We start from the raw sequence: 10,755 nt of genomic DNA, 5'->3' as shown, positions 1-10,755 counted from the left end.
CGCCCCGGTCACTGGCCGGGGCGGCGCCAAGGGTTCGGCCGCTGAGCAGAGAGATCGGGCATGAAACTGCGCCTTCTGACCGGGCTGATGATGGGCACGCTGATGTCCGTCGTGATGTCGGGCTTCATCACGCTGGTGAATACCGGCTTCGACAGCCATTTCCATATCCGCTGGGCCACCGCCTGGGTGCTGGCATGGCTGATCGCGGTGCCGCTGGCGGTTCTGGTCGGTCCCATCGCGCGGCGCTGGGCCGAGCGGCTGGCGGGGATGTAGGGCTCGAATCCCGCGGTGGCGGTGCTATCGTTGCGCCATGAGCGGATTCGAACACATGGTCGAGCGTCAGATCGCGCTGGCGCAGGCCGAGGGCAAGATGGACCATATCGCCGGGCAGGGGAAACCATTGCCCAAACGCCCCGAGGATGCCTTCGTCTCGGCTGCTGAGCGCGCCTCGATGCGGATCGTTGCCGAGGCGGGCGGGCTGCCCGATGAGATCACGCTGAAGAAACAGGCCGTCCAGATCCGCGCCGCTTACCGTGCCGCGACCGATCCCGAGCAGAAGCGCGAGATCATGGCCGAACTCTCGAAGGTCGAGCTGCGGCTGGCGCTGGCGCAGGACGGGCGCCGCAAGCTGATGCGCTGATGCCCGGTCTGACGCTGGACACGCCGACCGGGCGTTTCACCCTGATCGAAGACGACGGCGCGCTGGTCCGTGCGCGATGGGGCGGCGACGAAAGCCATGACGACACGCCGCTTCTGGCCGAGGCCGCGCGTCAGGTGCGGGCGTATTTCGACGGCGGGCCCGTGGCCTTCGACCTGCCGTTGCGGATAAAAGCGAGCCCGGCGCAGATCCGGGCCTGCGCGGCGATGGCGGCGATTCCCGTGGGCGAGACCCGCAGCTATGGCGAACTGGCGCGCGAGCTGGGGATCAGCGCGCAGGCGATGGGCCAGCTTTGCGGCGGCAATCCGGTGCCGCTGATCGTGCCGTGCCACCGGGTTCTGGGCGCAAGCGGGCTTGGCGGGTTCTCGGCCCCCGGCGGGGTGGAAACCAAGGTCTGGCTCTTGCGCCACGAACGCGCGGGCGGGCTGCTGATCTAGCGCGCCTGCGCAAGCAGCCAGTCGCGAAACAGCCGCGCAGGTCGCGACGGATCGGGTCGGGTCAGCGCGACATAGGTCATGCCGCTGGACTGAAAGCCATAGGGGGCGATCAGGCGACCGGCGGCAAGCTCGGCGCGGATCAGGACTTCGGGCAGGACTGCGGCGCCGAGGCCCGACAGCGCCGCCTCGATCTTGTAGTGGAAATGTTCGAACTCGGTGGGCTTGGCGGGGGACAGCGCGTGGCCCGCCGCCTGCGCCCATGTCTCCCACGTGCCAAGGCGCGAGGACGCGCTGAGACGGGGAATGCGCGCGAAATCGCGGGTGACATCGGCTTCCCATCGGGGCGCGATGACCGGGCCGATCGTGTCGGGAAAGAGCGGGTCTATGCCCCAGCCCGCGGGCCAGCCGCCCGTGCCGACGCGGATCGCCACGTCGGGTCCCGAGGGCGAGGTATCCACCGGCGCGTAATCCGAGGTCAGGCGCACACGCAGCCCGGGATGCTGCGTCTGGAAACGGTGCAGGCGGGGGATCAGCCAGCGCATGGCAAAGGTCGCAAGGCTGGAGACATCGATGCTGTCGGTCTGTCGGGGCAGGGCGCGCAGCGCTTCCTCGAGCGTATCGAAACCGCGCGAGAGCATCGGCAGAAGCTGCGCGCCGGCCTCGGTCGGGCGGGTGGCATTGCGCGGGCCTTCGACCAGCGCGACGCCGAGCCTTTCCTCCAGCTGCCGGATCTGCCGCGAAACGGCGGAATGCGTGACCCCCAGCGTCGCCGCCGCGGCCGACATCGAGCCGGTGGTGCCGAAGACCTCGAAGGCGCGCAAAGCGGTCAGGGGGAGGTTGCGGCGGCTCATGTTCCAAAAACGCACGAAACGGGGAAAATTTGTTCTTTGTCTTCTTAGTCGCTTTGTGATGTCTGCGCGAGTGAAACATCCGCTCCGAGGCCCCCGCCATGACCCCTGCCGTCCTGATTGCCGTCCTGATCGCCGCGCTGTTGCATGCCGGCTGGAACGCGGTCATCAAGACCGGCTTGTCGAAGCAGAGCGCGATGTTCGTCCTGTCCACGACGCAGGCCCTGTTCGGGTTGGCGCTGGCGCTGACGCAGCCCTTTCCGGCGCCTGCGGCCTGGCCCTGGATCGCCGCCTCGGCGCTGGTGCACATGGCGTATCAGCTGTTCCTTGCCTATGCCTATGAACAGGGCGATCTGAGCCGGGTCTATCCCATCGCGCGCGGCACGGCGCCGATGATCGTGCTGGTCGTGTCGATCCTGTTCCTGTCCGACCCGCTGGCAAGCCACGAGCTTTGGGGGATCGTGATCCTGGGCTGCGGCATCGCGCTGATGGCGCGGGGTGTGCTGACCTCGGGCGAGTCGCGGCGGCTTCTGCCCTTTGCCTTTGGCGCGGCGATGGCGACGGCGGGCTACACGCTAGTTGACGGGCTGGGCGCGCGGGCCACGGGCGAGCCGCTGGCCTATGTCGGCTGGCTGATGGTCGGCGCGGCGCTGGTCTACACGCCCGCCATCGTCGCGCTCAGGGGCCGGGCGGTGCTGCGCGTGTCGCCGCGCGGCTGGGCCGTGGGGCTGGCAGCGGGGGCTGCGTCGTTCGGCGCCTATGCGATCGTCGTCTGGGCGATGACCCGGGCGCCCATCGCGCTGGTCGGCGCGCTGCGCGAGACCTCGATCCTGTTCGCGGTGCTGCTGGGCTGGCTGTTCTTCGGCGAGCGGATGGACCGAAGCAAGGCGGTGGCGGCGCTGCTCATCGTTGCCGGCGTCGGGCTGACGCGGCTTTAGAGCCGTTCGCGGAACAGCACCTGCTGCACCGCGCCCGCGCCCAGAAGGTAGATGCTGGTCGCGATCAGGCCGATGGTCACGGCCTGCGGCTGCTGGAAATCCATCCACGCGGCGACGGTGGCCAGCGCGACCCAGATCAGCGCCACGGGCAGGGTGATGAACCGCCAGCGCTGGGTGCGGACCGGGTGCACGAACTTGATGCGCAGGAACATCGTCACCGACAGGACGACGATCAGACCGAGGATCGTCCAGAATTCGGGACGCACGGCGAAGATCACCACCGCAAGCATGTTCCAGCATCCCGGAAAGCCCGAGAACGACGCATCCGCCGTCTTCATCCGCGTATCGGCGAAATACAGGACCGAGGCGAAGGTGATGACGATGATCGCGGTCCAGCCGGTCCAGCCCGGCAGAAGGCCCGAATGGAACAGCGCGAAGGCGGGGATGAAGACATAGGTCAGGTAGTCGATGATCAGGTCCAGAAGCACGCCGTCGATGATCGGTGCCTTGGTCTTCACGTCGTATTTCCGCGCCATCGGCCCGTCGATGCCGTCGACGATGAAGGCGACGACCAGCCACAGGAACATCAGCGACCATTTGCCCTCGGCCGCGGCGAGCATCGCCAGCATCGAGAAGACCGCCCCGGTGGCGGTGAACATATGGACGAAATAGGCGCGGAAGGTTTCCATCATTTTCCCTGTCTGCCGCGAATGCGCCGCTGTGGCAAGGCGTCGCGGTTAACGATTTTGCAAGCGCAGCAACCGGAAGGGCGGGCGCCGCGGGCTGGTACAGGACGCGCAGGCGGCGCAGAATGCACGGGTCATGCCGGGTCGGGAGCGCGGGCAATGCTGTATCATCGTTGGCACCATGTGGCGCAGAAGGACGAGGTTTCGACAATCATGCCCGATGGCTGCCGCGACATTCTGGTCGTGTCGCCGCCGGGCGGGGCGTCCTCGGTCACCCTGACGGATTGGGATGACGGCCCGCGCCGGGTGGCGATCCGGGCGGGGACGACGCTGACGGGCTACCGGCTGCGGCCCGGCGTGGGGGTGGGGGCGCCGGTCGACACGCTGGATGCGGCGCGGCTGGATCAGCAGATCGGCACCGCCTTGCGGGTGGACGGGGATTGCCCGGACCTGATCGCGGCTTTGGCCGAAGCCGGTGAGGATGTCGACGCGGTGGCCCGGCAACAGGGCGTCTCGGCGCGGACGCTGCAGCGCCACTTCGCCGGGCTGGCCTTGCCGCCGCCTCGGTTCTGGCGGCTGTTGGGCCGGGCGCGGCGGGCGGTTCTGGCCTTGCGCGGGGAAGAGCCCTTGTCGGATGTGGCGTTCGACCACGGATACAGCGATCAGGCGCATATGAATCGCGAGGTGCTGCGCTGGTTCGGGCGCACGCCCGGCCAGCTGCGGCGTGACCCGGCCACGCTGACGGATTTGTCGCAGCCGGGTCTGGGGAACTGGTCGACCGGCGCCCCGGGTGGCTGAGATACCGCCCGTCGCGCGCCGGTCAACGGCCTGTCACGCGCCGGAAACCGGGGTGCAGATCTCGATCAGGTAGCCGTTCGGATCCGAGACATAGGCGGTCGTCTGGCCCCAGGGCTCGTCCCGCGTGTCCTGCAAGAGCGTCGCGCCCGCCTTCAGCGCTCGCGCGAGGGCGCCCACGACATCATCGGTTTCGAAGGCGATCTCGAAGGTCGGTTTGCCGGGCTGGGGGGTGGCCGGGGACTTGCCAAGCTGCCGCATCAGGGCGGTCGAGGAAAACGCGAGTTTCGTCTCGCCCGTCACCAGCTCGCCGTAATCGCCGCTTTCATGCAGGAAACCCCGCGCAAAGCCGAAGGCGGCTTCGAAGAATTCCAGCGTTTCCCGCACGTTGTCGACGTAGAAGATCGTGTAGCGAAAGATCATGATGGCCTCGTTGGGTTGTCTTGAGAGCGCATCCCTAGAGCCGGCGAGGCGGGCGGTCTTGAAGATTTCCGACAGCGGCGCGTAGCGAGGGCTCAGGCGTCGGTTTTCTCGATCATCGCCACGCGGGTGGCGTGGCGACCGCCTTCGAACTCGGCGCCGAGGAAGGCCTCGACGATTTCCAGCGCCAGCCCTTCGCCCACGACGCGGGCGCCGATGGACAGGATCTGGGCGTCGTTATGCTGGCGGATCATCTTGGCCGAGAACGTGTCCGAACAGACGCCGCAGCGGATGCCGGGGACCTTGTTGGCAGCCATCATGATGCCTTGCCCGGTGCCGCACAGGATGATCCCCAGCGCGCAATCGCCCGAAGCGACGCGCTCGGCGGCGGCCTGTCCGTGCAGCGGGTAATGGGTGCTTTCCGGGCTGGTCGGGCCGATATCGACCGCCTCGTATCCCAGCGCGGTGACGTGGCGGGCGATGGTCTGCCGCAGCTCGATGGCGGCGTGGTCGCTGGAAAGAACGATGCGCTTGGTCATGGCAGGATCCGTGGCTGGGAGGCGAGTCGCGCTTCCCTTAGCCTGTTTGCGCGGGGCGTGCCACTCAGCCTTTGCGCGCGCGGGGATGGGCGGCGTTATAGGCTTCCATCAGGCGCGCGGTATCGACGCCGGTATAGATCTGCGTGGTGGACAGGTTGGCGTGGCCCAGAAGCTCCTGAATCGCGCGCAGATCGCCGCCCCGGCTGAGCAGATGCGTGGCGAAGGAATGGCGCAGGGCATGCGGCGTCGCGCTGGCGGGCAGCCCCAGCCGCAGGCGCACGCCCTCCATCGCGCGGGTGATGAGGCGCGGGTTCAGCGGCCCGCCGCGCATCCCGCGAAAGAGCGGTGCGTCGGGGTCGATCGGGTAGGGGCAGAGCCCTGTATAGCGTGCCACGGCCTGCGCGGCTGCGGGGATTACCGGCACCAGCCGCTCCTTGCCGCCCTTGCCCAAGATGCGCAGGCTGGCGCCCGGCGTCTCGGCGATGGCGGCATCGCGCCCGGTGAGACCCAGCGCCTCGGAGATCCGCAGGCCGCAACCATAGAGCAGGGTGGCGACGGCAGTGTCGCGGGCGCGGATCCAGGCCTCGGACTTGTCGTCGCTGATCGATTGGGTCACGGCGCGGGCGGCGTCTTCGTCCAGCGGGCGGGGCAGGGGCCGCTGGTGGCGCGGCGCGCGCGCGGACAGGATGGCGGTGGCATCGAAATCCTCGTGCCGGTCGGACAGCCAGCGCGCGAAGCCCTTGAGCGCCGACAAGGCGCGCGCAAGCGAACGCGCGCCCCGGTCATGGGCGCGCGCATGGGCCATCCAGCTGCGCAGGTCGCGGGTTTCGACCGCGCGGAGCTGAGCCATCCCGGCGGCGCCGCCATGATGCCGGGCGAGGAAATCGAGAAATTCGGCCACGTCGGCGCGGTAGGCGTCGATCGTGTGATCGGACGCATCGTCGAGCGCCGCAAGCTGGGTGAGCCATTGCTCCAGCGCGTCGCGCAGCGCCGGAGAGATCGCCCCCGACAGCGCGCGCGTCACGACAGCCAGCGCCTGAGGACGCGCTCGAACGTGCCGGTGAAAAAGGCCAGAAGATCGGTGCCCTGTCCGGGCTTGAAGCGATGCGGGTCTTCCGAGCCCATCGCCAGCATACCGGGCAGACGGCCCCGGCCCAGATCCAGCCGCATCAGCGCCTCGGAGCGCAGATCGGCGGCAACTTCGCCGTAGGGGCCGGACGAGGGCGGGACACCCTGGCGCAGCACGATGGGACGCGCGGGGGCGGGGCGCCCGGCGCGCATGTAATGCTCGGCATAGCCGGGCTTGCGGACGCGCAGGATCGCGTCGAGCTTGCCCAGACCGCCGCCCGGCTCGGCGCTTTCCAGCACCAGCCGGATCGCGTCGACGCCCAGGATCTCGGCGACCGAACCGCCCAGATCCATGACGAAATCCTCGAACCGTTCGGCATCGAGCAGCCGCAACAGCGCGCGGTGGATCTGGTTGGTCGAGGACAGGTTTTCATACGCGGCGGCGATGACCGCACGATGCGTTTCCTCGAGCCGCGCAAGACGCGACTCGAGCCGTTCCATGGCCATGCTGCGCAGATCGACGACATTGCCGCCCATGGCGCGTTCCGAGGTCAGAACCAGTGCGCGCATGAGCTCGGAATCATCGAGCACCAGGCCGGGATCGGCGAGCACGCGGGCGCGCCATTCCTCCTGCATGCCGGTGTCTTCGGCCGGTCCCGTAGCTGCCATGTCTGCCCCGATCTTGTATCTTTGCAGCGATGCTACACCAGATCAGATGATTTTCTGACCCGTTTTTTCCCAGTCCTTCATGAACTGTGCCAGACCTGCATCGGTCAGCGGGTGCTGGGCCAGCTTCCGGATCACCTCGGGCGGGGCGGTCATCACGTCCGAACCGGCCAGCGCGGCTTCGCGCACATGGTTCACCGTGCGGACCGAGGCCGACAGGATCTGCGTCTTGAAATCGTAATTGTCGTAGATCTCGCGGATGTCGCGGATCAGCTCCATCCCGTCGAGGTTGATATCGTCCAAGCGCCCGATGAAGGGCGAGATGAAGGTCGCGCCCGCCTTGGCCGCCAGAAGCGCCTGATTGGCCGAGAAGCACAGCGTGACATTGACCATGTGGCCCTTGTCGGTGAGGTGCTTGCAGGCCTTCAGCCCGTCCCAGGTCAGCGGCAGCTTGATGGCGATATTGGGCGCGATCTCGGCCAGTTTCAGGCCCTCGGCGATCATCGCCTCGGCTTCCAGCGCCACGACCTCGGCCGAGACCGGACCGTCGACGATCGAGCAGATCTCTTTCGTGACTTCCAGAATGTTGCGACCCGATTTCAGGATCAGCGACGGATTGGTGGTCACGCCGTCGACCATGCCCAGTTCGTGCAGTTCGCGGATGGCCGCGACGTCAGCGGTATCGACAAAGAATTTCATCGCTCTCTCAGTCCTTGGCAGAAGGGTGGGCGGTTGCAGTAAGGGTTCGGGGGCGTCATATCGTATCGCAAGCCCGCCTGAAAGGTCTTTTGCCCGTGTCCGTGTTCGCGGTAACATCCTTCGCGCCTGGTCAGCCCGTCGCCGTGCTGACCGCGCAACCGCTGGACCGGTTCCTCGATTACCGCGCGCCCGAGGGGGGCGCCCGGCTGGGCGATTTCGTCGAGGTGCCGCTGGGTCCGCGCAAGGTTCTGGGCTGCGTCTGGGGCGAGGCCGAGGGCGATTTTCCGGTCGAGAAGTTGCGCCCGATCACCCGCGTTCTGGACGTGCCGCCGATGCGCGACGAACTGCGCGAGTTCCTCGTGCGGGCCGCCGATTACACGCTGACGCCGCTGTCGCTGATGCTGTTTCTGGCGACCCGCGCGCCGGGACTGTTCTCGGGGCCGCAGATGATCCGCGTCTATCGCCCCGGCGAGCCGCCCGCCCGCCTGACCGAGGCCCGCAAGCGCGTGCTCGACGTGTTCGAAGGCTATGGCGGCGCCGCGCTCACGGTGGGCGAGATCACGCGCGCCGCCGATGTCACCGGTTCGGTCGTGCACACGATGGCCGCGCAGGGCGCGCTGATCGAAGCCGAGGCGCCCAAGGATCAGCCCTATCCGCTGCTCGACCCCTCCCTGCCAAGCAAGACCCTGTCCGACGATCAGGCCGCCGCCGCCGAGGTCTTGAAATCCCGCGCCGATGCCTTCGGGGTGACGCTGCTCAAGGGCGTCACCGGCTCGGGCAAGACCGAGGTCTATCTCGAAGCGGTGGCCGAATGCCTGCGCAAGGGGCGGCAAGCGCTGGTCCTGTTGCCCGAGATCGGCCTGACCGAGGGGTTCCTCGAACGGGTCGAGGCCCGCTTCGGCCAGCGTCCCGGCGAATGGCATTCGGGCGCCACGATGACCGAGCGCCGGCGGCTGTGGCGGATGGCGGGCGAGGGGCGCGTGCAGCTTGTGGTGGGGGCGCGTTCGGCGCTGTTCCTGCCCTATCGCGACCTTGGCCTCATCGTCATCGACGAGGAACATGACGGCTCGTACAAGCAGGACGAAGGGGTGCTTTACAACGCCCGCGACATGGCCGTGCTGCGCGCCTCGCTGGCGCAGGCGCAGGTGGTGCTGGCCTCGGCCACGCCATCGCTGGAAAGCTGGGCCAATGCGCAAAGCGGCAAATACCATCGGCTCGATCTGCACGCGCGGTTCGGGGTGGCCGAACTGCCCGAGATGCGCGCGCTGGATCTGCGCGGGCAGAAACTGCCGCATGGGCGCTGGATCTCCGAGGGCCTGAAAGCCGCGGTGGATGAGCGGCTGGCGAACAAAGAGCAATCGCTGCTTTTCCTCAACCGCCGGGGCTATGCGCCGGTGACCACATGCCGCGCCTGCGGCCACCAGATCGCCTGTTCGCAATGCGATGCAAGGATGGTCGAGCACCGGTTTCTCAACCGCCTGATGTGCCACCAATGCGGTGCCACCGCGCCCATCCCGACGGCCTGCCCGGACTGCAAGACCGAAGGCTCGATGCATCCGATCGGCCCGGGCGTCGAGCGGCTGGAAGAAGAGACGCGCGCGACATGGCCCGAGGCCCGCGTGGCGGTTCTGTCCTCGGACCTGTTCGGCTCGGCCCGGGCGCTGAAGGAGCAGATCGCGGCCATCGCCGGGGGCGAGGCGGATATCGTCATCGGCACCCAGCTGGTGGCCAAGGGGCATAACTTTCCGCTGCTGACGCTCGTGGGCGTGATCGACGCCGATCTGGGCCTGCATGGCGGCGATCTGCGCGCGGCGGAACGTACGTTTCAGCTGATCCGTCAGGTCGCCGGGCGCGCCGGGCGGCATGACAAGCCGGGGCTGGCGCTGTTGCAGACCCACCAGCCCGATCACCCGGTGATCCAGGCCATTCTCAGCGGCGATGACGAAGGCTTCTGGCGCGCCGAGGCGGCCGAGCGTGAGGCGCTGGGCATGCCGCCCTATGGACGGCTCGCGGGGATCATCCTCTCGTCTTCGTCGCTGGAACAGGCCTTCGATCTGGGCAACCACCTGGCGATGAACGCCGACCCGCTGCTGGCCATCGGCGCGCAGATCTTCGGCCCCGCGCCCGCGCCGATCGCGCGCGTGCGCGGGCGCCACCGCGTGCGGCTTCTGATCAAGGCGGCCAAGGGCGCGCCGCTGCAAGCGGCGATCCGGCAATGGCTTGCAGGGATCAAACCACCGGGCGATACACGGCTCGCCGTCGATATCGATCCGCAGAATTTCTGGTGAGCGCGCGCCCGGGGGCTTATGTCAGGGCATGGCAGAACGGAGACGACCATGTGGGAAGACCGCTATCGCAAAGAAGGGGATTACCTCTTCGGCACCGAACCCGCGCGGTTCCTGACCGAGAACCCGTGGCTGACCCGGCCGGGCCAGCGCGCGCTCAGCGTGGCCGATGGCGAGGGGCGCAATTCGGTGGAACTGGCGCGCCGGGGAATGCAGGTCACGGCCTTCGACCTGTCGCCCACGGCGGTGGAACGTGCCCGTGCGCTGGCCTCGAAAGCGGGCGTCGCGCTCGATACGCGGGTCTCGGACTGGGCGGGCTGGGACTGGTCGGCGCAATACGATCTGGTGATGGGGATCTTCATCCAGTTCATCACCCCGGATGAACGCCCCGCGCGCTTTGCCGATCTCGCGCGCGCAGTGGCGCCGGGCGGACGGCTGGTGCTGCACGGCTACCTGCCCGAACAGGTGGCACTCGGCACCGGCGGGCCATCGGATCCGGCGCAGATGTGGACGCCCGACATGCTGCGCGCGGCTTTCCCCGGTTTCCGCATCGACCGCCTCGCCGCCTATGAGCGCGACGTGCAGGAGGGACGCGGCCATTCCGGGCGCTCGGCGCTTCTTGACTTCGTCGCCACCAAGGCCTGACGCAAAAAAGCCTGACGCGAAACCCGCCCCTTCACTTTGCCACAAATACTCACCGGAGGGGTCCGGGGAGG

General features: G+C 68.1%; 14 protein-coding genes. 7 read left to right on the top strand and 7 right to left on the bottom strand.

Features of this window, described 5'->3' with window-relative positions; all coding sequences use genetic code 11:
* Positions 1–60: 60 nt before the first annotated feature.
* The 3 genes from C4N9_RS13250 to C4N9_RS13240 are packed head-to-tail and all read left to right on the top strand — an operon-like array spanning position 61 to position 1,095.
* Entirely contained in the window at positions 61–273 is a 213-nt protein-coding gene (locus tag C4N9_RS13250; RefSeq protein ID WP_109533806.1) for a DUF2798 domain-containing protein, read from the top strand.
* 37 nt (positions 274–310) lie between these two features.
* Complete coding sequence (locus tag C4N9_RS13245; protein ID WP_109533805.1) at positions 311–640, top strand: DnaJ family domain-containing protein; 330 nt, start codon at positions 311–313, stop codon at positions 638–640.
* On the top strand, positions 640–1,095 hold the full coding sequence (locus C4N9_RS13240; RefSeq protein WP_109533804.1) for a methylated-DNA--[protein]-cysteine S-methyltransferase: 456 nt from the start codon (positions 640–642) through the stop codon (positions 1,093–1,095). Before C4N9_RS13245 ends, C4N9_RS13240 begins: the two co-directional genes overlap by 1 nt.
* On the opposite strand, the gene C4N9_RS13235 is transcribed toward C4N9_RS13240, so the two are convergent.
* The gene (locus C4N9_RS13235; RefSeq protein ID WP_109533803.1) at positions 1,092–1,946 is read right to left on the bottom strand and encodes a LysR substrate-binding domain-containing protein; all 855 of its coding nucleotides are present in this window, start codon (positions 1,944–1,946) and stop codon (positions 1,092–1,094) included. The genes C4N9_RS13240 and C4N9_RS13235 overlap by 4 nt on opposite strands.
* A 98-nt stretch (positions 1,947–2,044) precedes the next feature.
* On the opposite strand from C4N9_RS13235, the gene C4N9_RS13230 reads away from it, so the two are divergent.
* Positions 2,045–2,881, top strand: a complete 837-nt coding sequence (locus C4N9_RS13230; RefSeq protein WP_109533802.1) for an EamA family transporter — start codon at positions 2,045–2,047, stop codon at positions 2,879–2,881.
* On the opposite strand, the gene C4N9_RS13225 is transcribed toward C4N9_RS13230, so the two are convergent.
* Entirely contained in the window at positions 2,878–3,573 is a 696-nt protein-coding gene (locus C4N9_RS13225; protein WP_109533801.1) for a CDP-alcohol phosphatidyltransferase family protein, read from the bottom strand. The genes C4N9_RS13230 and C4N9_RS13225 overlap by 4 nt on opposite strands.
* Positions 3,574–3,726: 153 nt before the next feature.
* Here C4N9_RS13225 and C4N9_RS13220 point away from each other — a divergent pair, with 153 nt between their 5' ends.
* Complete coding sequence (locus C4N9_RS13220; protein ID WP_210404034.1) at positions 3,727–4,365, top strand: helix-turn-helix domain-containing protein; 639 nt, start codon at positions 3,727–3,729, stop codon at positions 4,363–4,365.
* Positions 4,366–4,398: 33 nt separating this feature from the next.
* On the opposite strand, the gene C4N9_RS13215 is transcribed toward C4N9_RS13220, so the two are convergent.
* The 5 genes from C4N9_RS13215 to fsa form a co-directional block, all read right to left on the bottom strand.
* A complete protein-coding gene (locus C4N9_RS13215) occupies positions 4,399–4,785 on the bottom strand; it encodes a VOC family protein (RefSeq protein WP_109533799.1) in 387 nt (128 codons plus the stop codon).
* Between the two features lie 92 nt (positions 4,786–4,877).
* Positions 4,878–5,321 (bottom strand): ribose 5-phosphate isomerase B, encoded by a 444-nt coding sequence (gene rpiB, locus C4N9_RS13210; protein ID WP_109533798.1) that lies wholly within the window; start codon positions 5,319–5,321, stop codon positions 4,878–4,880.
* A gap of 64 nt (positions 5,322–5,385) precedes the next feature.
* On the bottom strand, positions 5,386–6,345 hold the full coding sequence (locus C4N9_RS13205) for a tyrosine recombinase XerC (protein WP_245902550.1): 960 nt from the start codon (positions 6,343–6,345) through the stop codon (positions 5,386–5,388).
* Positions 6,342–7,058 (bottom strand): DUF484 family protein, encoded by a 717-nt coding sequence (locus C4N9_RS13200; RefSeq protein WP_245902549.1) that lies wholly within the window; start codon positions 7,056–7,058, stop codon positions 6,342–6,344. The genes C4N9_RS13205 and C4N9_RS13200 overlap by 4 nt, the downstream gene beginning before the upstream one ends.
* Before the next feature lie 42 nt (positions 7,059–7,100).
* Positions 7,101–7,754, bottom strand: coding sequence for a fructose-6-phosphate aldolase (gene fsa / locus C4N9_RS13195; protein ID WP_109533797.1), 654 nt, complete (start codon positions 7,752–7,754; stop codon positions 7,101–7,103).
* Positions 7,755–7,855: 101 nt separating this feature from the next.
* Between fsa and C4N9_RS13190 the strand changes: the two genes are divergently transcribed.
* Together C4N9_RS13190 and C4N9_RS13185 are read left to right on the top strand one after the other, a co-directional pair.
* Complete coding sequence (locus C4N9_RS13190) at positions 7,856–10,042, top strand: primosomal protein N' (RefSeq protein WP_109533872.1); 2,187 nt, start codon at positions 7,856–7,858, stop codon at positions 10,040–10,042.
* Between the two features lie 48 nt (positions 10,043–10,090).
* Entirely contained in the window at positions 10,091–10,684 is a 594-nt protein-coding gene (locus C4N9_RS13185) for an SAM-dependent methyltransferase (protein WP_109533796.1), read from the top strand.
* Positions 10,685–10,755: the final 71 nt, after the last annotated feature.

The sequence above is a fragment of the Pararhodobacter marinus genome (assembly GCF_003122215.1).
GTDB lineage: Bacteria > Pseudomonadota > Alphaproteobacteria > Rhodobacterales > Rhodobacteraceae > Pararhodobacter > Pararhodobacter marinus.
This window is presented reverse-complemented; position numbering and strand designations above follow the sequence as displayed.